Source organism: Psychrobium sp. MM17-31, from assembly GCF_022347785.1.
Lineage (GTDB): Bacteria > Pseudomonadota > Gammaproteobacteria > Enterobacterales > Psychrobiaceae > Psychrobium.
The window spans coordinates 837,661-859,778 of record NZ_JAKRGA010000001.1 but is presented as its reverse complement, the minus strand read 5'-3'; the positions used below and the strand labels follow the sequence as shown (position 1 = coordinate 859,778).

The following is a 22,118-nucleotide window of genomic DNA, read 5'->3' as shown; positions in this document are numbered from 1 at the left end:
GAGATAAATTTTTCAGTATTTAAAAGATTTATTTTGATTTTTCAAACGTAAAATCTAAACGTATAGTTTGGCCTTTTTCCAAGTTGCCAACAACGTAACGCCATTGCCCGATCGCTTCTAGAGCTGCTTTGTCATATATTTGAGTGGGGAATGATTTAATCACTTGTAGATTAAAAGGAATTCCCTTTGATGAAATATCGAACTGGATGACAACATACCCTTCGATTGGTCCTGCCCAAGTATGAACTCTATGGGGTAGTTTAGGGCTAACTCTTTTTATGACCGTTCTATTATTACCTCTGAACAGAAAATTACTGACTTGATTTTTTGATGTTAATTTCTGTAGAACTTCTTTTCTAGAAAGCTTGGATAGTTCACGTTTAATTTCATTGAACGATTTTCCATTAAAATCTTGATAATGTTTGGCGTAAATATCTGCTTTTTTCTCGTGTCCTAAATATAGGTGGAGTTTTGTGAGGTCTTTAATTAAAACTTGGTGCAAACTGTGTTCGAGTATTCGCGCATCGAATGATTTTTCTAAATATGGGATAGCATTTTCTAATGCTGATTGAGTGAGGAGCAATTTACCAATCAATAGATTTAAATAAGCTTTATCATACCTTTTTTGTGGCTGAATATTCTTCACATAATTAATGGCTTCTTTGGGGGAACCTTGTTCAAATATGTCATAAGCCTTCGCAATCTCACGACCAACAACCTCGCTTAATTTGTCTAGAGAAGGTGTGATTCTCGTTGTGGTTGATTGGCAGCTAATCAGACCAAGTGTAAACAATAGAATAATTAGTCTTAGCATCTGATTTACTTAGATTCATGTTGCTTTCTACCCTGCGCTCTTAACTCTTTCATAAAGACTGATTCATCGGGAACGCGAATTTGTGTGAACACTTCGCTGATGGGTTGGGTTATAAAGCGTTCGGGGAAAGAGGCGCGGAATTTAACAAATTTATCTTTTAATTTAAATAGATAGACCGAGGTAAAACTCTTTTCTCCCAACTTTTGCAGATATTCACCTTCGAAATAAACACCGTTTATTTGTTGATTTTCGTGCTGCACTGTTAGGGTTTTAGGCTGAGAAAATTTTATGTCTGTCCATTCGAGTTGCTTAGCGACACTATTAAATTCATTTTCGATGTTCTTCGATTCTTCGGCAAGTAGCGCAGATTCATCGCTTATATCTACTTTGCGGGTGGGATAAACATAAAGGTCGATGCGATCATTGTGAAAACCGTCGGCGGCATAAGTAGTTGAGCTACCTAATAGGGGATCGTTATAGATGTATTGTCCCATGTTGTCGAAGTTAGCGATCTTAGCTGGCACCACTAAGTCTTGCTCATAATTACTGGCTTTAAGGGTTTTAGTTAAAAAACGGGTTGAGAGTGTTTGATCTGTTTGCAAGTCTTTGAGCACATTAGAAACCAAACTCTGCGCGAATTCGATATCGGCGTCTTCTTTATCGCTAAATAGCGATATACTACTGATGTAAGGAAGCTTGTAATCGTATTGTTTGATTTTGAAATTACGCCAATAGACAGAAACCTCGGCGTCAACGTCCATCGAGTTTTTCATCGGAATGAGCATTAAGCTGGCGCCAGATAACGCCGCTCGCGATATCTCACCAGCGGTTTCTGAATCCATACTTGCCGTTGCTATTGCGATAGAATACTCAATATTGTCGTTGGCAAAATGGACGTCTTCAAACAAGTTAGTGTCTTTAAATTGTTTGCTGTACTGTCGTGTCGATACCTTGTTTATACGACAATGATTTAACACGGATTCATCAGCGAAAGTCTGACATTTACTTTTGAGTTTGGGTGAAAGTTTGGTGTGATAAATCGACACTGCAGGCATTTGATAATCAACATGCTTATCGTAAGCTGCTAATTCTGTCTTAGTTGTTGATGCACAACCAGTGGCTAATGCTATTATCGCTGACAGAAGCAGCAGTCGAGATAGATTTTTTGGCATCATTGTTAATCCCTTAATCGAAAATGCTAAGGGAGCATAGCACAATTTTTTGTGACTTATGCTTATAAATGTAGAACTGCTTATAAATCTAGAACTGCTTAGAGATTTAAAAATAGGTCTACCGTTTCTAACTGATGCCTAGCAATTTCAATCAAGCTTGAATGACGTTAATCCTATAACCTTTGCTGTGCATTGAACAACTCCGTAAATTTAAGGTTAATTAGAAAATAATGCAGCATCGCTATAAAGAACGTTTTCGCAAAGTTATCCACTATATTCATCAGCATCTTGATGAATCTGTATCATTAGACGACTTAGCCGAGGTGGCACACTTTTCTAAGTACCATTTTCAGCGTCAGTTCAGTGCGATGTTTGGTCTTTCTCCCATTCAGTATCTACAGCAAATTAGACTAGAGCGCAGCGCCTTTGAGCTGGCTTTTCGCGCTCATAGCATTTGCGATATTGCTTTTAATAGTCAGTTTCAAAGCCATGAGGCTTTTAGTAGAGCCTTTAAGAGAACTATGGGGCAGAGTCCGCTTCAATTTAGACAAATGACACCGTGGGAAAAGCTGCATCACAGCAGTCTTAATCTTTCGGATCACAACACAAGGTTATTAAGAATGGACTTTACGACAGCGGAACAACAAGTTGAGATTATCGACTTCCCTACAACGAATATCGCGCGTCTTTCGCATGTTGGTGAACCTGCGCTAGTGATGAAAACTGTTGCACGCTTTATCGAGTGGCGCCGCGCGCAAGGAAACTTATCACCACAACAAACCGATACTTTTAATATTTTATATGACGATCCAAATAACGTCGCCGCGAGTGATTATCGTTTTGATATTGCTTGCAGCGTAAAAGAGCCAATTAGTGATAACGATGTAGGCGTGGAAAATGCAGTTATCGATGGTGGCAAATGCGCCCGCCTTAAATGTGTCGGAACTAATGAAATAATGGCGCAGGCTATTCACTATCTTTATGGCGAATGGCTAATCGATAATAATGCCGAGTGCGACGACAGACCGTTGTTTGTTAAAAGGGTGACGATGTTTCCTGAGGTGGTAATGAATCAACAATCCTTCGAAATATACTTACCCATTAAATAGATTATATTGTATACAGCGATAGTTATTCCCAAATCCTTGGTGTTATTAGTTTTTAGCTGGATTTTAACCTTGCTGCGTTTGCCTTTTTCAAGGTATAAATAATCATCAAAAATTAGCGATGAATAGCAAGTGACAATCAAGTATCAACGAATTGTTGTTAAATTGGGAACCAGTGTTCTAACTGGTGGTAGCGACAGATTAAATAGAGCACAGATGGTGGAGTTGGTGCGTCAAATGGCGCACTTACACAACAATGGCTGTGAAATTGTGCTTTGTACCTCTGGTGCTATTGCCGCTGGACGCGAGCGATTAAATTATCCAACCCTCGATGATTCGATGGCGAGCAAACAAATGTTGGCTGCTGTCGGTCAGAGTCAGCTTATTCAAACGTGGGAAAATCTGTTTAACATCTACGGACTTCACGTTGGGCAAATGCTGCTAACGCGCGCAGATCTTGACGATCGCGAGCGTTATCTCAATGCGCGTGATATGTTGGAAACGCTGCTTAAACATAAAATTATTCCTATCATTAACGAAAACGATGCCGTTGCCACCAACGAAATAAAAGTTGGCGATAACGATAATTTGTCAGCCTTGATGGTGGGCCTTGCCGATGCCGACTTATTGCTACTACTCACCGATCAAGCGGGATTATATGATGCTAATCCACGCACTAATTCCGATGCTAAATTAATTAGCGAAGTCGATGTTATTGACGATGAGCTGCGAAAAATTGCTGGTGATAGTGGCACTTCACTAGGCACTGGTGGCATGGCGACAAAACTGCAAGCAGCACAACTTGCAAGACGCAGCGGCGCGGCAGTGATTATCGCCGCCGGTCAGCAAAGTGATGTCATTATCGATATTTGCAATGACGAGCGTATAGGTACGCGTTTTAACCCATCAGAAAATCCATTGGAAAGTCGCAAGCGCTGGCTACTTGCCGGCCCAGGTCCCGTTGGAAGTATTCGTTTAGATAAAGGGGCGAGTAAGGCGGTTATTGAAAAGGGTAGTAGTTTATTGGCCAAAGGAATCGTTGCCATTGAAGGGCGCTTTGATCGCGGTGATATGGTGATTTTACACAATGAAGTTGGCGCTGAAATCGCTCGTGGTTTAACGCGATATAACAGCGATGATTTATTGCGTATCAAAGGTCAGCATTCACAAAAAATCGAGGAAATTCTCGGTTATGCCTACGGCAAGGTCGTAGTGCATAGAAATAATTTAGTAATTAAATAGCAAAAGAGAAGTAGGGAGTTATCAATGAGTAAGTTAAGCGTTATGGGCAAACAAGCCCAACAAGCTAGCTATCAGCTAGCGACGGCATCAACCGAGCAGAAAAACAAGCTGCTGACATTATTAGCGCAAGGACTCAAAGATAAACAACCCGCGATTTTAGCCGCCAACACCATTGATATTGTCGCTGCGCAGCAAGCAGGATTAGATGAATCTCTTATCGATCGTCTATTGCTTAATGAAGAGCGCTTAAACGCTATGGCTGATGATGTATTGCGCTTGTGTCAGTTAGATGATCCTGTTGGCGAAGAGACTGAGTCTAAATTGCTTGAAAACGGTTTGCGTTTATCCAAGCGTCGCGTGCCGATTGGCGTGATGGGCGTAATTTATGAGGCACGTCCTAATGTGACCATCGATATTGCAGCGCTGGCGTTAAAAACCGGTAATGCGGCGATTTTACGTGGCGGCAAAGAGACTATTAACAGCAACATGGCGCTGCTTGATATTATCAAGCAAGCCTTAGTATTGGCTGAGCTACCAAGTGATTCCATTCAATATATCGAAGAGACGGATCGCGCGTTAATTAGCGAGTTACTCACCTTAGATAAATACGTCGATATGATTATTCCACGCGGCGGTATGGGACTGCACCGTTTGTGTGTTGAACAAAGCACTATTCCCGTGATTACCGGCGGTATTGGCATTTGTCATCTATTTGCCGAACAAAGCTGTGATATTGAAAAGTCAGTTGCGATTATTCACAACGCTAAAGTGCAACGACCAAGTGTCTGTAACGCCTTAGATGTATTGTTAGTACACGCACCAATTGCAGAAGAATTGTTACCGAAAGTTGCTGCGAAGCTTGGTGCCGATGGGGTTAAATTTAAGGCCGATGAACGCGCACTTGCCATTCTTAATCAGAGCGATGCCAATACCGCACCGATTGACGATGGCGACTTTGATACCGAGTGGTTGTCATTAACGCTGTCGGTGAAAGTGGTTGATAATATTGATGAGGCTATCTCACATATCCGTGAGCACAGCAGTCAGCATTCAGATGGCATTTTAACCAACACACTTGGTTGTGCTGAGCAGTTTGTTAATCAGGTAAATTCGGCGGCAGTGTATGTTAATAGCAGCACGCGATTTACCGATGGCAGCCAATTTGGCTTAGGTGCAGAAGTTGCAGTAAGTACCCAAAAACTCCACGCCCGTGGTCCAATGGGGCTAAAAGAGTTAACAACCTACAAATGGATAGGTGTTGGGGATTATTTGGCGAGAAGTTAAATTCGTTTGGTGCATAAAAAAGTCGGCAATTGCCGACTTTTTAATAACAATTATTACTAAAGCACCTGCTCCAAATACTTAATTGCTTTTTCTTCTTTAGGATCTAAATGACCATCTGACAGTGAAACACCTTTGGCTAACTCGACAGCTAGAGCTTTGGCTGGTGAGTCGATAATGTGTTTACAACGATGGCTAATGAACTCTTCGATGCGATCTGTTTCGATAGCGTCACGAGCTGAAATACTCATTGATTTTACGTAATCGACTGGCGACACTTCGCCCTTCCATTTTAGTGAGCTAACCCACTCGAAGGTGTATTCCATTTCTTTGTCTTCGACAACGCCGTCGATCTCAACGAATAACAGCACTAAATCAACAAGGGCTTCGCGTTGCAATTGATCGACACATACGCCCATGTCAAAGTTGTTGAGTAAGTTTTCAAAATTCATATCGCTTTCCTTTTTATAATTCTAATCTGCTCAGCATGTGCGGGTATAATGTCATTAGCTTAACAAGCTTTGTGTTGAATTCAAGCGTTAACATGTGTTGAGTTGTATAAATAGCCACGCCTTAAATTTATCCGTTGCAGAAGATGTTTGATGCTCAATTAAATAGTAGCCCGCATCGGCGCTAATCGCTTCAAAAGGACTGACTAGACGCTGCTCTGTGAGCTCGTCAGCGATTAACGCTCGCCTTGCCAAAGCGACACCCATACCAGCTTCTGCTGCCGCCATAGCCATATCTGTCCGATTAAAGTAATAGTGATTTGAAGTGGGAATAGTTAGCTGATGTTTAGCAAACCATTCCTGCCATTCTTGAGTTTTAGTCGCATTGGGCCAGACCATGCTGTCGTGTAATAGCGCGCACTGCTGCCATGTCTTTTCGTCAAATTCCTTTGTCGTTGTATTGAGCTGAGCGAAATACGCTGGGCTCATTACTGGGATTAAATACTCTTCGAGGATCAGTTGCGCCTTGTTATGCTCGAACGGAATTTTTTGATAATCAATAACAAGATCATAGCCTTGTTCATCGTAATTAACTAAGCCGCTATCTGCATAAGTGGTTATCGTGATATTGGGGTATTGGTTGTAGAAAGAATGCAACCTTGGCATTAGCCATTTAAACGCAAAGGACGGTGTTAGCTTAAGATGGATTTCATTATCTTGTTGAGTTTGTTGTGTTAAACGACTAAGGCATTGCTCAATATCATTGATACTGCCTGATACCACGTGATGCAATTCTGTCCCTTGGATAGTTAATGAAATACCGCGAGAATGGCGATTAAACAAGGAAATACCCAGTATCGATTCTAAATTTCTGATTTGCTGGCTTACCGCACCAGTTGTGACATTAAGTCGTTGCGACGCCTGTGTGAAACTACTGCAGGTGGCGGCTTTTTCAAAAAAGAATAGCTGTGATAGCAATGTGGCATTGATCTTCATGGATGAACTAGCCTTTAGAATATCTATAAGCTAATGGTAGTTTATATGATTTGTTGATGCGATGTTTTTGTTTCAAAATTTCTTCACTAAGGTGGAGGCGTGATGAAAGTAGTTGTATTAGGTAGTGGTGTAATAGGTTTAACGAGTGCGTGGTATTTAGCGCAGGCGGGTTGCGAGGTGACCGTCATCGATCGCCAAGCTAAATCTGGGCAGGAAACTAGCTTTGCTAACGCCGGTCAAATTTCCTACGGTTATAGTTCACCATGGGCTGCGCCGGGAGTACCGCTAAAGGCGCTAAAGTGGATGCTGTCAAAGCATTCGCCATTAGTTATCAATCCTAAATTTTCATTATCGCAAATAGGCTGGATGTGGCAGCTATTGCGCAATTGTTCGCATGCAAATTATCAGCGCAATAAAGGTCGTATGTTGGCGCTCGCTAATTATAGTCAGCAAGCCTTAATTGATTTACGTGAGCAATTGCCGCTGGCGTACCAAGGGCGTCAGCAGGGAACGCTGCAATTGTTACGAACGCAGCACCAAATAGAATCCTTAGCCAAAGATATCGCTTTATTAAAAACCAGTGGTATTGAACATCAATTGCTTGATGCTACGGAGTGTTTGGCTCAAGAACCTGCACTGCAACATTCGCGATGTAATATTGCTGGTGGTTTGCTGTTGCCACAAGATGAAACTGGTGATTGTGAGTTATTTTGTCAGTCGCTAACCCAACAGGCCAAACAAATTGGCGTTAAGTTTTTGTTTAATACCAATGTAACGTCGTTGGAAACTCAGCAAAAAAGAGTCATTGGTGTTAATACTTCGCAGGAGTTTTTAGCAGCGGATAATGTAGTCGTGGCACTAGGCAGCTATTCTTCGCAATTACTCAATCCGCTTGGCTTATCAATCCCCGTTTATCCTGTGAAAGGCTACTCGTTAACCATGCCGATTAGTGATGCGAAATTCGCACCGCAATCAACGGTAATGGATGAAACGCATAAGGTTGCATTAACGCGATTTGATGATCGCATTCGCGTAGCAGGTACGGCCCAGCTATGCGGCTTTGATTTGGAATTGCCACCAAAACGCGTAGCGACCTTAAATAAAGTGGTTAGTGACTTGTTTCCCAATGTTGGCACTCTTGATGATGCCGAATATTGGACGGGGCTTAGACCCATGACGCCTGATGGTACGCCAATCATCGGTGCGACAGCCGTTGAAAATCTCTATCTCAATACGGGGCATGGCACCTTAGGCTGGACCCTGGCTTGTGGCTCAGCCAAATTATTAGCTGAGCAAATGATATCGCGAAAATCGGTATTAAATCCGTTGGACTATCAGTTAGGCCGTTATTAACTCTTTGGCAATGAGTTTGAGGAGGAAGGTTTCTCTAATTACTGATAAACCTTGCTTGTCGCTATTGGCAATGGTGTATTCGTTGTGTTTTATCGCATCGAAAATATTCATCCACACTGGACGCATGCCATTGTTCACTTCGTGTTCTTCTAATGCCGTATCACCTAATTCACTGTGAATATCACAGGTGAAACAAAAAGATTCCATGTGAATGGTATCGCTGTCATCTTTGTACCAAGGGCGATATTCACTGTAGCAGCCAAATGGCTCGATGTTAGTAATATCGCGGGCGCCAGTTTCTTCTTGCAGCTCGCGAATCAATCCTTCTATCATATCTTCGCCATCATCTAGTCCGCCACCGGGTAATGAATAATCGTGATAGCGCTCGGTGTAAAGTAATAAAATGTTTTCGCCATCGAGCACAATAGCTCGTGTTGCACGGCGATGGGATAATGATTCTGACTGAGGGTTTGCGTTTAGGTGAACAGCGTTGTTAAGTAGGCGCATTAGTTAAAATAAACAATTAAAGCAGTTAGCAAGGCCGGCTAGTATAGTCCAACTAGAATCGATAGCCCAACTCTAGATGAATACCTGAAGTATCTTTGTGAGCATTGTAACGCTTGTCGGTAAAGCGGTAAAAATGCGCGCCAAAGTTAAAGCCAGAGGCGTTCGCTTCATTGAAATAGTAGTTATATCCCAAGCCAAAATCGTACACCACGCTTTTTTCATAAGCCTGATCATTAGTGGACGTTAGATCAATGATTTTGGCGAAAATGATGTCATCAGAATTAATGAAAAAGCCGATGCTATGGTGGCTTGAGATATCTTTAATCAGGTTGTCTCTGTCATTGTCACTGCGTTGGACAGCGCAGCTTCGCGAATCAATCAATTCACTTTCGCAGGCCATCGTCAAACGCTGCATATCTTGAGGCGATAGCAGATTCAGGCTAATGCCGGAATTATTATTGAGGGTGAGACTGTCGGTAAATCGATGGCTCTTTGTTAGTATCTTTGGTGATTGTTCACTGCTTAATGCAGCTAGCGCATGACTATGACTTGTTATCGAGTACAACATAGTCACAAGGGCAATTATTGTCAGCGAATTTTTAACCAAACTTTTAACCATACATAGCTCCTAATTGCTAAGGCGTGTGTGAGTATGGCGTGGTTAGCTTAATTACAACTTAATTAGCGCTTAGACGCTATCCAGTTTTCTTTTTCTTGGCTGATTTGATAGCACAGGCACATAATCCGCCTTGTTTCGCTGGGCAGCCTTTGCATGGCGATGATTTATGTGGTGTGAGGGCAAAGCTCATGCCGCTTGGTTTTATTTTCAGTTGGCTGACTTTATTATCTTGCTGCGGCGAAGCTGCGATTAGTTGTTCGGCGAGATTGCTTGCTAATTCGTTAATCGCTTTATTTGAGAGTTCTTCAACAGATAGTTGCTTACTATCACTGGCTTTAAGACGCTTCTTTAACGCTTGTTGCAAAGCTTTGTTAAAGGCTTTTTCTTGCTTTTTAACCTGCTTTTTTAACGTTTTTAAAGATTTCTTATCGCTCATGACAATATACCCTATTGAGATAGTACATATTGTAATTGAAAAGTATTCTCAGTCAATGAGCGGCAGGATAATTAATACACTAAGGCCACCTTGATCACGGTTATTGAATAACAGTTTACCGTCGTGTGCTTCAACTATCTCGCGGCACAATGCCAATCCTAATCCCGTCCCTGAATGCTTAGTGGAATAAAATGGCAACAAGGCATTTTGAATCACCTCAGGTGACATGCCAGCGCCATTATCGTTGACTGTTAACTCGATAGCCTTATCTTTAACTGCAAAAGAGAGGGTGATTTTTCCGCTTTCATCCGCTTCATGGGCATTTTTTAATACATTGATGAGCACTTGCTCTAGTTGGGCTATATCACCGCGATAATCTTCCTGCGTAACATCAGTTAATTTTTCAAACGGATAGAGTGTTTGTAATTCATCAATAAGGACAGGCCAATCAATTGGCTGTTTGTTAGGTAATTTAACTTTAGTAAGCGTTGCATAGCCTTTAATAAAATCATTGAGATGATTAACGCGGCCGCTAATGGTGTTAAATACGCGATTGAGGCGTGGCTCATCTAGGTTTTTCGCCAGCAATTCTCCGCTGTGACACATCGAGCTAATGGGCGCTATTGAGTTGTTGAGCTCGTGGCTGATAACGCTGATTACTTTTTTCCATGTCGCCACTTCTTGTTTCGACAGCTCTTGAGTAATGCTCTTGAGTAAGAACAGCTTATGATGTGCTAAATGGATGGTGACATCAGATGATGTGACATGCCATGCCTGCTGCGCACCTTGCGAGTCCGTGAGAGTAAAAATCGTTTCTCCGTGGTGATTAAGGGCGTGTTGAAACTCTGGCGCCAGTGAAGAAACGAGTTTGGTCCAATTGAGGCCAACAATAGAACCGTCGAGTTCGAAGGCTTGTTGCGCGCTGTTATTCGTGAAAACAATGGTGTCGCGATGATCCACCAAAATAGTAACCATTGGCGATGCGTTGAGCACTTTATCAAGCATCATTTCACGTTGATACAGGCGTTGACGCTCGTCTCGTAGATTAGCACTCGTTTGATTAAAGGATTCTATCAGCGGGTTATAGCTTTTCTCTTTTTGCGGATTAAGACTTACAGAAAAATCGTTATCGCGCAGGCTTTGCAGGCCGTGATCGAGGCTGCGCAGAATAGTGAGGTGGCGTTTGTAGTAATTCTTTAAAAGCGCAAAGGTTGCTAGTAGGGCGCTAACAACGGTTATGCCATTGAGAATAGGGTATTGCGCCGCCGTAAAGTAGGCTAGCGCTAGCACGCTGCAATGCAATAAGCCTAGAAAAAAGATTAAACGCATTTAGGCCTCTGGTTGACTAAGTTGGTGCTTTTCGATGCGGCGATACAATGCTTGGCGACTAATGCCTAATTCGCTGGCTGCGCGCGCTATCACCCAGTTGTGCTTGTCTAAGGTTTGTTGTAATACCGTTTTATCGTCGTCCAAAGTTGGCAGCTTAGCTGAATTTATTTGTGGAGATAACATAAAGTGCTCAGGTAATAATAGATTATCGCTGCACATGACTAGGGCTCGCTTACAGTGATTCTCTAATTCTCGAACATTGCCCGGCCATGATTGTTGCAACAACGCCGTTTTAGCTTGCTCACTTAAGGTGTACTCATTGCCAATAAAATGTTGGGTTAATGGCAAAATGTCATCGATGCGATCCCGTAGCGGCGGTAGGTTTAGTTCAACGACGTTGAGACGATAATAAAGGTCTTCTCGAAAGGTTCCGTCGTTAATCGCTTGCTTTAAGTCGGCGTTTGTCGCACTGATAACCCGCACGTCGACAGTGATAGTTTCACTTGAACCGACGCGTTCAAACTGGCCAGTTTGTAATACCCGCAGCAGTTTCATTTGTCCTGCTAGTGGCAGGTTACCAATTTCATCTAAAAATAAAGTGCCGCCGTTAGCGGCTTCGAATCGACCTTGGCGTTGGGTTGTTGCGCCTGTGTAGGCGCCTTTTTCTGCGCCAAAGAGTTCGGCTTCCATTAGCTCACTCGCCAGAGCCCCCATATTTACTTTTATAAATGGCGCCTCTTTGCGGGGGGATTGCTGGTGGATATGATCGGCAATACGCTCTTTACCACTGCCGTTGGCACCGGTAATTAATACGCTAATATCGCTGTTTGCCACTCGAGTTGCCATCGCAACTAGTTGCTTCATTGGCGCGCTATGAACGATGAATTCGCTATTTTCCGCGCCCGCTTTTGATTCATTTGGAGCAGGTTGGTTAGCCTCGGTAAGGTGCTCTTCAATGGTTTGCAATAACTTGGCATCGTCCCAAGGCTTTGGTAGGTAATCAGCTGCACCTGATTTAACCAGTTCGATAGCAGTTTCAAGCTGACTCCATGCCGTGATCACGATAATGGGAGTTTGTGGTGATTGTTCTTTAAATTGATAAAACAGTGATTTTCCTTCGGCGCCAGACGTCGTTCCTTGGCTAAAGTTCATGTCTTGGATAATGAGATCGATGCGCTGATTTTGCAGTGCGAGTAATGCGTCCTTCACTGAGGAGACTGCAGTGACTTGATAGTTGTGCAAGCTTAATAGTAGATCCAGTGCGTCTAAAATATCAGGGTTGTCATCAACCACTAGAATCCGCTTCATGGTGTGTCCTAATTGAAATAAAGCCGCCAATTATTATGGCGGCGTTGTTATTGTTTTTATAATGTACGCGTCGCGATTACGGGCGATATCTTTGTGGTTTTATACGCTGGGAGCCAAGTGGCTAGTGTGCCAGCAATAAAGATAACAAACACCGCTAAAGCATATAGTAAAGCATCGGGTTTATCGATAGTTATCACCTTAGAGAGTGCAATGTTTAGCCCAATCATCGTTGCAATTCCTAGCAAACTTGCGCCTGTATTGAGTAACCAGTTTTCACTGAACACATACAGCATAATATCTTTCTTACGAGCGCCTAATGCACGGCGGATACCGATAAATTTACGTTGCTGTGTCACATGGAAATGAGCGTGGGCAAAGCTACTTACCACTGTGACGATGACCATTAATAATGACAACATCGCAAAGAGCTTTGCTAGACCTGAGTCTTGGCTGTAATAAGCAGCAAAGCGGTCACTCATGCTGCGCACACGTAAGATATCGCGCTCTGGCTGGACACCTAAAATAACATCACTGAGTTTGGCGCGAACCTCAGCCACCTTGCCTGGCTCAACTCGCACAATGTAGTTTTGGCCGTAATCGGCTTGTGAATACATGAAGTTACCGAACATGCCGAAGTAGCGGTGCTTTCCAAGAGTACTGCTTGGGTTGATTGAAAAATCTTTCGCAATACCAACAACGCGACCGTTGTTAGTTAGCTCGCCAATGGCTGATTTATTAGGAAATACTGCTTTAGCAAGCGATTCTGTTAGAACGATATTTTGCTCTAGATTATCGCGACCACCGGGTGTGTAGAACGCCTCGGTAATGTCATCGGCAGGTGTTAAACCACGACCTTCGATGATTTCTACCCCAAGGTTTTCCAAGCCGATTTCACTGGTGTAAAACTGAGGTACGTATTGCAGCTCTCGCGGCAGTATTTTGTCTTCAGGAAAGTCTGCTGGCTGCATATTGCCATTCCAACCACCGCGTTGAATGGGTATCTGGTTGTAATAAGAAGCACTGATTACGCCGTCCATCGCCGTAATTTTTGCAATATCTTGCTTGGTAATAGAGCGAAAGTAATCGGTATCGCGATACGCGCCTGAGGTTGGCAATAATTCAACAGTAATTAGCTGCTCTACGTCAAAACCTAAGGGATCGTTAAGCTTTTCGGCGGTGCTCATAGTAAGAATAACGGTGTTGACCATTAAACCTATGGTTAAGCTCAGTTGTAATAGCAAAAGTCCGGTGGCAAACTTGCGTAGGCGCAGCGCTTTTAATAATGCTTTGATATTCATGACTAGGCCCTATTTTAATGTAGTAGAAAGTGAGGTTTGACACGAGCGGTAAAGCGGGTAAACCATACTGATAAATGAAGTGATAAGCGCAATGACTATGCCAAAGACAATGAGCTGTGCATCGATATCACTGGTATGTGCAAGGCGAGGGAATAATGTCGTCGAAAGTTGCAGGAATACCCAGCCAAATACCAGTGCGACAACAGCGCAACACAGCCCGATTAATAGACTTTCGACGAGCCCTTGATAGAACACATCTTTGATGCGTGCGCCAATAGCGCGGCGTAATCCGGTTTCAAAACGGCCGCTGTGATAGCGCGCTAATAACAGGCTGCTGGCATTGAAAATACACACGGCTAAGAACAGCGATGTGGCAATCGCAAAGGCATACATACGCTCATCGACCACACCTTGATGATCTAGCCATTGATTGACGTCTAACAAACGATTGTCGTTGTCGCGCAGGAAGTCACCTTGGGCTTTACGGTGCTGTGAATAATTGTCGATATATTCCTGCATCGCGCGTTTTTGTTCTGGTGTGTCTAATTGAACAAAGGCTTGAATAAAGAAACCATTTTTACCGCGATTATCTGACACAGAATCGATTCGTTCAGTCGCTGAGCTCTGTACATGGATTGCCCACTCGCTATCCATTGCCGTTTCGATAGGCGCAAAGATGTCATCAACAAGGCCGAACGCTTGACGTGTTGTGGCGTGATAGTACAGTGGCTTTACGTTCCAAGGCTTTAAAATACCAACAACTTCGAATGGCTTTCCGTCAATTTCTACCGCTTTACCGACATTGTTACCGCCGCCAAAGATTTGCTCGTTCATGTGATGACTTAGCACGATTTGCTTGGCGTGATCATCTTGCCAGACGCCGCCGTGAGCAAAGGGCGCTTCGGTGAGTGGGAAGAAACCTGGTGTTGTCGCACGAACAACAGCGCCGTAACGGGTGAGGCTTTTCGAATCGATATCGCGCATGTAAACCTTAGATTGATAGTGCACTAGGGTATTGGTTGCAATATCATTTTTTAAGATATGCATGGCATCGTCATAACGCATGGTTTCACGAATACGAGCACTTGGGTTTTCATTAGGCCAGATGTTTAACGATAGGTTAAAGATGCGATCGCTCTTGTGAGGGATAGGATCATTAGACATCGATTTGATAATGGCTATGTTTGCTAAAAATACGCCGACACCCAAAGCCAGTGTTGAAATCATCAAGATGAAAAATAGACGGTTGCGCTTGAGATTACGCATACTCAGTTTGAGGTAATACTGAAACATTTCCATGATGAGCTCCTAAGCGTTTACTTCGATTGGCGCGTTGGTTGGTGCATAGACACTGTGATCGGTAATTTGGCCGTCGATCACTTGTACGTTGCGTCCTACACTGCGCGCTTGCTCTGGATCATGAGTAACCATAATGATGGTGCTACCTTGTTCATTTAAGGTGTGTAAAAGCTCCATCACTTGACGTGCCATCAGTGAGTCGAGGTTACCTGTTGGCTCATCGGCGAGTAAGATTTTTGGCTCGCCAGCGAGGGCGCGAGCAATAGCGACACGTTGCTGTTGACCACCTGATAGTTGACTTGGCAGGTAATCGGCACGACTTGCAAGACCTACTTGCTCTAATGCATTAGTAATACGGCGCTTGCGCTCGGCAGCATTAAAGCCGCGATAGCGTAGTGGCATATCAATATTGTCAAAAAGGTTAAAGTCGGGAATGAGATTATAGTTTTGGAAAATAAAGCCAATTTTTTCATTGCGTAGGCGTGATAGTTCATCGTCGTTTAATCCTTGAATATTAACACCGTCTAATTCGTAACTGCCTTGGTCAAAGCCATCTAACAGCCCAGCGACATTGAGGAAAGTCGATTTACCCGAACCTGACGGTCCGGTAACGGCAACAAATTCACCTTCGTTAACTTGTAAACTAAAATCGCGTAATGCGTGAGTTTGAATAGTGTCTGAGCGGTAAATTCGGCTAATGTTGTTCATGTTAAGCATGGTAAAAATCCTTTATTCTTTTTAATTTTTTAATGATTAATCTATTTAGTTCAGTGCAATTGTTGGGTGTTGATCGAAATCGGCAGTTGATGAAGTGATAACGCTATCGCCTTCTGTGAGTCCAGATAGCACCTCGATGTATTCGACGCTTTGCGATCCTAAGCTGATTGGCGTTTTAGCAGCGAGGTTTTCGCTAACTACGTATACAGAGCGACCGCCGTTACTAGATAAGAAGCCACCGCGTTTAACCATCAACACATTGTCTTTCTTTTCGAACTCGATGCGCGCGTTAAGGCGTTGATTCTGGCGAAGTTTGATTTCATCGCTCGGGCTTACTGAAACGCGTACCATAACTTGGCTATTTTTAACTTCAGGCGATACAGAAATCACCTTGCCTATTAGTGATTTTCCGGCGATAGTCATTTGTACATCCAACCCTAAACCTAAATCGTCGGCGTAAAATTCAGGCACGTTAAGCTCGGCTTCGTAATGGCTTAAATCAACAATAGTCATAATGGCTTGAGTATCAGCGACGCGCTCTTTCTTTTGCACTAACCAGTTACCAACCACACCCGCAACTGGTGCACGCACGTTAAGTAGCTCTAGACGGCGCTGTAATTCATCAACGATAAGTTGCTGACTCTTTACCGAGAACTCTCGGTTTTGATTTTCAAAAGCAAGGCGCTTTTTCGCCAACTCCACGCGCTTTTCGGCGTGTTTGTACAGCAATTCGTTTTCCACCTTGGCATCGCGCTTGGTGACTAAATCAAGTTGACTGATTACTTGTTTGTCGAATGAAATTTCAGCGCGGGCCAATTCACGTTTGCTGGCATTTAAACGCACCTTGGCGGTATCTAAACTGCGCTCTAAATCTAGCTGCGCTTCACTGTCGCGCAGTGCGCCGCGGCTGGCATCAATTTTTAACTGCTCTAATTTAGCAATGGCTTGTTTAATCGATGCTTCTAATTCTGGGCTGTGAATGGTGGCAACGATATCGCCCTTTGCCACCACGTCACCTGGTTTTGCAATGAGGGTTACTTGACCTGCTTCAGAGCTGTATAAGGTTGGTGCGTTAGCTGCCACTAGTTTACCGTTAACTGCGATGTCTCGAACTAAGGTGCCGCGGAAAACTTTAGATAAGGTCACTTCTTGTGCACTAACACTGACGACACCACCAAACCACTGGCTCAATGTCGGCGCACTAAGCCAGCTTAGGCCACACACTAATACTGCGCCGATGGCGATTTTCTTCCACTGTTTCGCTTTACTTGGTGAAGTGATTACTTCGTCTTGTCCGTCTGTTCCGTTAATCATGACTTAATACTCGTCGGTTAATTAAATTAGAAAATATCATTTTCACTAACAGTGCGAGTACTGTGCCAAATTGAAATAAATAATTAAGTCATTGTTTTAAAATTAATAAATTGTTTTTGGGTATTTTTATAGTGTCCGGCGTACACAGAAAAAGTGTCCGCTTGTGTCCGATGTACAGGGCGTGGACACTGGGCTTTTGGCGGCGAAAAATGCTAAAGTGGCGACCTTGTTTTTAGGCGATAGCATGACCTTGATTAAATTTGAACTTCACCAATCCATAACCACCGAAATCTCAGCGCTTGAATTATTGCAGCTAGGTTGTTTGGAGCATGATTTATCGCTGTCCAAAGCTCAGATCAAGCAAGTCATGCAAAAAGGGGCAGTCTGGTTAACAGATAAAGGGAAAACCAAAAGACTGCGTCGTGCTAAGACTCAGTTACAAGTGGGGCAAGAACTACATCTTTACTACAATGAGGCAGCACTTAGCGATGATTTTGTGCATCCTCAATTGATTAGTGATTGCGGTGATTACTCTGTGTGGTATAAGCCAAGTGGCATGATGAGCCAAGGTTCTAAGTGGGGCGACCATTCCACCATTGCCCGCTTTGCAGAGCTTAATTTAACCCCGCAGCGGCCTGCGTTTTTGGTACATCGTCTCGATAGAGCAACTCAAGGCATTATTTTAGTCGCACATTCAAGACGTGGCGTTCGAGAGCTCACGGCGCTATTTGAACAACGTAATATCACTAAAAAATATCAAGCAGTGATAAATGGTCACTTTGATGGTGTTAAAACCTATAAAACCGATATCGATGGGCGCAGCGCTTACACCAAGGCGACATTGTTACGTTACAATAGTGATAATGATTATTCCCTACTTGATGTGGAAATTGGCACTGGTCGCAAACATCAAATTAGGAAGCATTTGAGTGAAGATGGTTTTGCGATTGTTGGTGATAGGCTTTATGGGGACGTGCTTGATAATGCAGATTATGACTTGCAGTTATGTGCCTATCACTTGAGTTTTAATTGCCCGTTATCAGACAAGGCGCAGCAGTTTGAGGTGAAACCACAACTGCTGCTGTCAAAAGAATAGCAATTATTCGACGCTTTCCTTAGCTAGGGCAGGGTTAGCGTACATTGTTAGCAGCCACTTCTGCTGTGCTTCAGTTAAGTCATGCATGCGCTCGCTGAGGGTTTCCAGCATGCTGTGCTCTTCACATTCGCTGGTTATTTCCGCTTTAGTTAGTCGGGCCTTAGCTGCAATGTTTGAATCATATAGGCGGTAGTTGCCGATGATTTGACGATCAATCTCTGCGGCAATCGCCTTTGAATCTTCAAATTCACCGTGCAGTGCATCGCCAAATTCGATGTGAATTCGGCCTTTGTAACCTAGTAAACCTTGGGTGATGCTGTTGAGATCTTCGTGGGTGTCTTTCTCGTAAGTTCCCGTTTCTTCAATAGTCGCTAACTCAATCGCTTTATGATGATCGCATGGGTCAAATTCATAGCTAATAGAGACAGGCACTATGTTGAGCTCTTTAATGTATTCACTAATCGACTGTGTTTTTGGCTTGTTGAGTAACAGCATTGAAATCAGCGCTGCATTAGTTTTATCCAGACCATCTTTGGCGCGACCTTCGCGCTGGGCAATCCAGATGTTTTGTTGATTGTCGGTCAATGTATGGTGAATATACCCAGAGAGATTTTTTGAGTTAGTGAGCATTTCACGCTTTGATTTTGCGCTGCGTTTAACGATAAAGCTCTTGTTCAAGCGCATTAAATCGGAGACCCAAGGCTTGCTAAGTAGGTTATCGCCAATAGCTATTTCCACAGTGCTTACACCGCTTTTATACAGAGCAAGATTTACTAGCGCAGGATCGAGGGCTATATCACGGTGGTTACTAATAAATAACGTTGGTTTACTCATGTCGAGTTTTGCTAAACCGTCGAAACTAAAACCGTCAGTACTTTGTTTGATAAGGCGATGGAGGTATTTCGCCACTTCTGTTTGAAAGTCATCCACGCTGTGAATAGATTTCAAACGCCATGTTAAATAGCTTTTAACCATCAGTCGGCTAAGTCCAGGCACGAAACGATGCAATTTAGGCAGTACATAACTGGCAATTGATTGTTGTAGCGCTGGCTCATTAACGAGTTTTTTTACAATAGCTGGGACTTCGCTATCGCGAAAAGGCCTAATATCATCAAACATTAAGGGATCTCAAATTTAAAAATCGGGAAATGAAATAGACAGTTAAATTGTCCTAAAATTCATCAGCGCAGAAGTATAACTAAATCTTTAGTCGCAATCGATATTTTGAATGTAAAGACAAAGAGGTCGGGGGAGTTGGATTAGATTATAAATAACAGTCAGTTAATGATTGTGAATAATTAGACATCGCAATTATTTAAACTGTATCAATAATGATTAATTTAAAAGTTGATGAATGCTTTATTGGAATTATTTTGAAGAAAATTTGGAGCGACTTACGAGGTTCGAACTCGTGACCTCGACCTTGGCAAGGTCGCGCTCTACCAGCTGAGCTAAAGTCGCATATTTCTTAAGAAGAGAAGTTGGAGCGTCTTTCGAGGTACTGAATATGTTGACCTCTATTTTCGCTTAGCCAACTAATTAACATAAATGCTAAAAAATTGGAGCGACTTACGAGGTTCGAACTCGTGACCTCAACCTTGGCAAGGTTGCGCTCTACCAGCTGAGCTAAAGTCGCATATTTCTTAAGAAGAGAAATTGTAGCGTCTTTCGAGGCACTGAATATGTTGACCTCTATTTTCGCTTAACCAATTAGTTAACATAAATGCTAAAAAATTGGAGCGACTTACGAGGTTCGAACTCGTGACCTCAACCTTGGCAAGGTTGCGCTCTACCAGCTGAGCTAAAGTCGCATTTCAATTCTTCACTTACTTGGCTGGCTTGCTAAGTAAGTGAAGCGCATTATAGAGTGATTAATTTACCCTGCAAGTGTTTTTTTATAAAAAATCACTAACTGGCTATTTCTTTGCCAAATTGCTTACGCTGTCACCATTTGCTCGTTTTTTATAAAGTGTTCGCGATAATATCTAAGCTCTTCAATTGATTCTAAGATGTCGTCTAGCGCTAAATGCGCACCTTTCTTCTTAAAACCTTTTGCCAGTTCTGGCTGCCAGCGCTTAGCTAACTCTTTTAAAGTACTGACATCGATGCTGCGATAGTGGAAGTAATCTTCTAGTTCACGCATGTGACGAACGAGGAATCGGCGATCCTGACCAATAGTGTTACCACAAAGTGGTGACACGCCAGCGTCGACCCAAGGTTTTAAAAAGGCGATGGTTTGGTCAATGGCATCTTGTTCAGTAATAGTACTTTCTTGTACGCGCTTAACTAGGCCTGATGCATTGTGGTGGGTTGTGTTCCACTCATCCATCGCGTCTAAACGTGCCTGTGGCTGTGAGATCGCCAAAACAGGGCCTTGCGCTAATACATTGAGATCTTTATCTGTCACTATGGTAGCGATTTCAATAATTACATCGGTATCAGGTTCTAACCCCGTCATTTCTAAGTCGATCCAAATGAGGTTTTGTGCACGCTCTTCTGCGCTTTGATCTTGAGGTGTAATAGCTGTTTCAGACATGATTTTGATAACCTGATTTAAAATTGTTAGCAGTATATCAATAAATAATGCGTTGACGCCTCTTTTAATCAACAGATTTTATGCAAAATTATTGGTATGATGCGCCATTGATTTTAGGTTTCGAAACAGAAGAGTTCATTTGGCTAAAAAGAAAAAGCTAACCAAAGGCCAACAGCGCCGCGTTAGTTCTAATCGCAAAAAACGCCTGTCGGGCAATAAAGAACAAGCACAGGTGCAATGGCAAGCCGATCAGCTTGGCGCTCAAGAAGATGGCTTAATTATCAGTCGCTATGGTCAGCACGCCGATGTTGAAGATAGTAATGGTGAGATTTTCCGTTGCAACATTCGCCGTACAGCTGGTTCATTAGTCACTGGTGATAAAGTCGTTTGGCGCCGTGGTAATGAAGTGTTATCTGGCATTAGCGGTGTTATTGAAGCGGTACACGAACGCGTTAGTGAGTTAACTCGTCCTGATTTTTACGATGGCGTTAAAGTTGTTGCCGCCAACATCAATCAAATCTTTATTGTCTCCTCGGTTGTTCCTGCTTTTTCTACGCAAATTGTCGACCGTTATTTGGTGGCGTCGGAAGATGTCGAAATCAAGCCGATTATTGTGCTTAATAAAATCGATTTATTAGACGATGAAGGCCGTGAATTACTCGATGAAATGCTAGAGCCTTATCGCGATATCGATTATCAAGTCATTATGCTGTCGAGTAAAAGCGGCGAAGGGGTTGATGAACTTAATACCTTGCTAAAAGACAATGTTAATATCTTCGTCGGTCAATCTGGAGTTGGTAAGTCTTCATTGATTAATGCCTTGATGCCTGAAGCTGAACTCATTACTGGTGATATTTCTGATACCTCTGGCCTTGGCATGCACACCACAACGACGGCGAAATTACTGCATTTTAAAGATGGCGGTGATTTAATTGATAGCCCTGGGGTGCGTGAATTCGGCCTATGGCATCTCGATCCTGAGCGTATCGCGTGGTGTTTTGTTGAGTTTCGCGAGTTTTTAGGCGGCTGTAAGTTTAGAGACTGTAAGCACCTTGACGATCCCGGTTGTATTCTTGCCCAAGCCGTGGAAGATGAAAAGATTGATAGTGAGCGATTTGACAATTATCATCGAATCCTCGAATCGTTAGATAATAATAAACCCAACCGCCATCCGGGCGGCGCTAATTAAGGAATTATTTTGAGCGTTTTAGATAGATTTAAAATTTTCGGACAATATGTCCTGCCT

21 protein-coding genes and 3 tRNA genes are annotated in these 22,118 nt (G+C 43.0%); 6 read left to right on the top strand and 18 right to left on the bottom strand.

Annotated elements, in window-relative coordinates; all coding sequences use genetic code 11:
* Positions 1-28 precede the first annotated feature (28 nt).
* Both MHM98_RS03755 and MHM98_RS03750 read right to left on the bottom strand, forming a co-directional pair.
* On the bottom strand, positions 29-814 hold the full coding sequence (locus MHM98_RS03755; RefSeq protein WP_239437905.1) for an energy transducer TonB: 786 nt from the start codon (positions 812-814) through the stop codon (positions 29-31).
* 5 nt (positions 815-819) lie between these two features.
* Positions 820-1,989, bottom strand: a complete 1,170-nt coding sequence (locus MHM98_RS03750; protein ID WP_239437904.1) for a hypothetical protein — start codon at positions 1,987-1,989, stop codon at positions 820-822.
* Positions 1,990-2,216: 227 nt separating this feature from the next.
* On the opposite strand from MHM98_RS03750, the gene MHM98_RS03745 reads away from it, so the two are divergent.
* The 3 genes from MHM98_RS03745 to MHM98_RS03735 all read left to right on the top strand — a co-directional run bounded on the left by MHM98_RS03745 (position 2,217) and on the right by MHM98_RS03735 (position 5,618).
* Positions 2,217-3,095 carry an AraC family transcriptional regulator gene (locus tag MHM98_RS03745; protein WP_239437903.1) on the top strand — a complete coding sequence of 293 codons (879 nt, stop codon included), beginning with the start codon at positions 2,217-2,219 and terminating at the stop codon, positions 3,093-3,095.
* A 135-nt stretch (positions 3,096-3,230) separates the two neighbouring features.
* On the top strand, positions 3,231-4,334 hold the full coding sequence (gene proB, locus MHM98_RS03740; RefSeq protein ID WP_239438061.1) for a glutamate 5-kinase: 1,104 nt from the start codon (positions 3,231-3,233) through the stop codon (positions 4,332-4,334).
* A gap of 24 nt (positions 4,335-4,358) precedes the next feature.
* Positions 4,359-5,618: a glutamate-5-semialdehyde dehydrogenase gene (locus MHM98_RS03735; protein WP_239437901.1), complete on the top strand. Its 1,260-nt coding sequence runs from the start codon at positions 4,359-4,361 to the stop codon at positions 5,616-5,618.
* A gap of 56 nt (positions 5,619-5,674) precedes the next feature.
* Here MHM98_RS03735 and MHM98_RS03730 read toward each other — a convergent pair whose 3' ends face one another.
* A complete protein-coding gene (locus tag MHM98_RS03730) occupies positions 5,675-6,067 on the bottom strand; it encodes a hypothetical protein (RefSeq protein WP_239437900.1) in 393 nt (130 codons plus the stop codon).
* Between the two features lie 87 nt (positions 6,068-6,154).
* Positions 6,155-7,060 (bottom strand): LysR substrate-binding domain-containing protein, encoded by a 906-nt coding sequence (locus MHM98_RS03725; protein ID WP_239437899.1) that lies wholly within the window; start codon positions 7,058-7,060, stop codon positions 6,155-6,157.
* 102 nt (positions 7,061-7,162) lie between these two features.
* Between MHM98_RS03725 and MHM98_RS03720 the strand changes: the two genes are divergently transcribed.
* Positions 7,163-8,413, top strand: a complete 1,251-nt coding sequence (locus tag MHM98_RS03720) for a D-amino acid dehydrogenase (protein ID WP_239437898.1) — start codon at positions 7,163-7,165, stop codon at positions 8,411-8,413.
* Here MHM98_RS03720 and MHM98_RS03715 read toward each other — a convergent pair.
* The 9 genes from MHM98_RS03715 to MHM98_RS03675 all read right to left on the bottom strand — a co-directional run bounded on the left by MHM98_RS03715 (position 8,399) and on the right by MHM98_RS03675 (position 17,240).
* The gene (locus MHM98_RS03715) at positions 8,399-8,920 is read right to left on the bottom strand and encodes an NUDIX hydrolase (protein WP_239437897.1); all 522 of its coding nucleotides are present in this window, start codon (positions 8,918-8,920) and stop codon (positions 8,399-8,401) included. The two genes, MHM98_RS03720 and MHM98_RS03715, sit on opposite strands and share 15 nt — an antisense overlap.
* Before the next feature lie 52 nt (positions 8,921-8,972).
* The gene (locus tag MHM98_RS03710; protein ID WP_239437896.1) at positions 8,973-9,539 is read right to left on the bottom strand and encodes a hypothetical protein; all 567 of its coding nucleotides are present in this window, start codon (positions 9,537-9,539) and stop codon (positions 8,973-8,975) included.
* 76 nt (positions 9,540-9,615) lie between these two features.
* Entirely contained in the window at positions 9,616-9,975 is a 360-nt protein-coding gene (locus tag MHM98_RS03705; RefSeq protein ID WP_239437895.1) for a hypothetical protein, read from the bottom strand.
* A 48-nt stretch (positions 9,976-10,023) separates the two neighbouring features.
* Entirely contained in the window at positions 10,024-11,304 is a 1,281-nt protein-coding gene (locus tag MHM98_RS03700; protein WP_239437894.1) for an ATP-binding protein, read from the bottom strand.
* Complete coding sequence (locus MHM98_RS03695; RefSeq protein ID WP_239437893.1) at positions 11,305-12,612, bottom strand: sigma-54 dependent transcriptional regulator; 1,308 nt, start codon at positions 12,610-12,612, stop codon at positions 11,305-11,307. It lies immediately after the preceding gene.
* A gap of 56 nt (positions 12,613-12,668) precedes the next feature.
* Complete coding sequence (locus tag MHM98_RS03690; protein ID WP_239437891.1) at positions 12,669-13,910, bottom strand: FtsX-like permease family protein; 1,242 nt, start codon at positions 13,908-13,910, stop codon at positions 12,669-12,671.
* Between the two features lie 9 nt (positions 13,911-13,919).
* Positions 13,920-15,209 (bottom strand): ABC transporter permease, encoded by a 1,290-nt coding sequence (locus tag MHM98_RS03685; RefSeq protein WP_239437890.1) that lies wholly within the window; start codon positions 15,207-15,209, stop codon positions 13,920-13,922.
* A gap of 9 nt (positions 15,210-15,218) precedes the next feature.
* The gene (locus tag MHM98_RS03680) at positions 15,219-15,926 is read right to left on the bottom strand and encodes an ABC transporter ATP-binding protein (RefSeq protein WP_239437889.1); all 708 of its coding nucleotides are present in this window, start codon (positions 15,924-15,926) and stop codon (positions 15,219-15,221) included.
* A 45-nt stretch (positions 15,927-15,971) separates the two neighbouring features.
* Complete coding sequence (locus MHM98_RS03675; RefSeq protein ID WP_239437888.1) at positions 15,972-17,240, bottom strand: efflux RND transporter periplasmic adaptor subunit; 1,269 nt, start codon at positions 17,238-17,240, stop codon at positions 15,972-15,974.
* 163 nt (positions 17,241-17,403) lie between these two features.
* On the opposite strand from MHM98_RS03675, the gene MHM98_RS03670 reads away from it, so the two are divergent.
* A complete protein-coding gene (locus MHM98_RS03670) occupies positions 17,404-18,336 on the top strand; it encodes an RNA pseudouridine synthase (RefSeq protein WP_239437887.1) in 933 nt (310 codons plus the stop codon).
* A 3-nt stretch (positions 18,337-18,339) separates the two neighbouring features.
* Here MHM98_RS03670 and MHM98_RS03665 read toward each other — a convergent pair whose 3' ends face one another.
* The 5 genes from MHM98_RS03665 to orn form a co-directional block, all read right to left on the bottom strand.
* Entirely contained in the window at positions 18,340-19,455 is a 1,116-nt protein-coding gene (locus MHM98_RS03665) for a 1-acyl-sn-glycerol-3-phosphate acyltransferase (protein ID WP_239437886.1), read from the bottom strand.
* A gap of 266 nt (positions 19,456-19,721) precedes the next feature.
* Positions 19,722-19,797 (bottom strand) — tRNA-Gly (locus tag MHM98_RS03660).
* Positions 19,798-19,896: 99 nt separating this feature from the next.
* Positions 19,897-19,972 (bottom strand) — tRNA-Gly (locus tag MHM98_RS03655).
* 99 nt (positions 19,973-20,071) lie between these two features.
* Positions 20,072-20,147 (bottom strand) — tRNA-Gly (locus MHM98_RS03650).
* 125 nt (positions 20,148-20,272) lie between these two features.
* Positions 20,273-20,872, bottom strand: coding sequence for an oligoribonuclease (gene orn / locus MHM98_RS03645; RefSeq protein ID WP_239437885.1), 600 nt, complete (start codon positions 20,870-20,872; stop codon positions 20,273-20,275).
* A gap of 139 nt (positions 20,873-21,011) precedes the next feature.
* On the opposite strand from orn, the gene rsgA reads away from it, so the two are divergent.
* Positions 21,012-22,061: a small ribosomal subunit biogenesis GTPase RsgA gene (gene rsgA, locus MHM98_RS03640; protein WP_239437884.1), complete on the top strand. Its 1,050-nt coding sequence runs from the start codon at positions 21,012-21,014 to the stop codon at positions 22,059-22,061.
* The last annotated feature ends 57 nt before the right edge of the window (positions 22,062-22,118 follow it).

Excerpts from the sequence above, each read along its gene's own strand:
- MHM98_RS03730 (WP_239437900.1), bottom strand. The coding sequence starts at position 6,067 with ATGAATTTTGAAAACTTACTCAACAACTTTGACATGGGCGTATGTGTC.
- MHM98_RS03685 (WP_239437890.1), bottom strand. The coding sequence starts at position 15,209 with ATGGAAATGTTTCAGTATTACCTCAAACTGAGTATGCGTAATCTCAAG.
- MHM98_RS03695 (WP_239437893.1), bottom strand. The coding sequence starts at position 12,612 with ATGAAGCGGATTCTAGTGGTTGATGACAACCCTGATATTTTAGACGCA.
- MHM98_RS03675 (WP_239437888.1), bottom strand. The coding sequence starts at position 17,240 with ATGATTAACGGAACAGACGGACAAGACGAAGTAATCACTTCACCAAGT.
- MHM98_RS03735 (WP_239437901.1), top strand. The coding sequence starts at position 4,359 with ATGAGTAAGTTAAGCGTTATGGGCAAACAAGCCCAACAAGCTAGCTAT.
- MHM98_RS03665 (WP_239437886.1), bottom strand. The coding sequence starts at position 19,455 with ATGTTTGATGATATTAGGCCTTTTCGCGATAGCGAAGTCCCAGCTATT.
- MHM98_RS03690 (WP_239437891.1), bottom strand. The coding sequence starts at position 13,910 with ATGAATATCAAAGCATTATTAAAAGCGCTGCGCCTACGCAAGTTTGCC.
- MHM98_RS03710 (WP_239437896.1), bottom strand. The coding sequence starts at position 9,539 with ATGGTTAAAAGTTTGGTTAAAAATTCGCTGACAATAATTGCCCTTGTG.
- MHM98_RS03715 (WP_239437897.1), bottom strand. The coding sequence starts at position 8,920 with ATGCGCCTACTTAACAACGCTGTTCACCTAAACGCAAACCCTCAGTCA.
- MHM98_RS03700 (WP_239437894.1), bottom strand. The coding sequence starts at position 11,304 with ATGCGTTTAATCTTTTTTCTAGGCTTATTGCATTGCAGCGTGCTAGCG.
- MHM98_RS03725 (WP_239437899.1), bottom strand. The coding sequence starts at position 7,060 with ATGAAGATCAATGCCACATTGCTATCACAGCTATTCTTTTTTGAAAAA.
- MHM98_RS03720 (WP_239437898.1), top strand. The coding sequence starts at position 7,163 with ATGAAAGTAGTTGTATTAGGTAGTGGTGTAATAGGTTTAACGAGTGCG.
- MHM98_RS03750 (WP_239437904.1), bottom strand. The coding sequence starts at position 1,989 with ATGATGCCAAAAAATCTATCTCGACTGCTGCTTCTGTCAGCGATAATA.
- MHM98_RS03705 (WP_239437895.1), bottom strand. The coding sequence starts at position 9,975 with ATGAGCGATAAGAAATCTTTAAAAACGTTAAAAAAGCAGGTTAAAAAG.
- MHM98_RS03755 (WP_239437905.1), bottom strand. The coding sequence starts at position 814 with ATGCTAAGACTAATTATTCTATTGTTTACACTTGGTCTGATTAGCTGC.
- MHM98_RS03680 (WP_239437889.1), bottom strand. The coding sequence starts at position 15,926 with ATGCTTAACATGAACAACATTAGCCGAATTTACCGCTCAGACACTATT.
- MHM98_RS03745 (WP_239437903.1), top strand. The coding sequence starts at position 2,217 with ATGCAGCATCGCTATAAAGAACGTTTTCGCAAAGTTATCCACTATATT.
- orn (WP_239437885.1), bottom strand. The coding sequence starts at position 20,872 with ATGTCTGAAACAGCTATTACACCTCAAGATCAAAGCGCAGAAGAGCGT.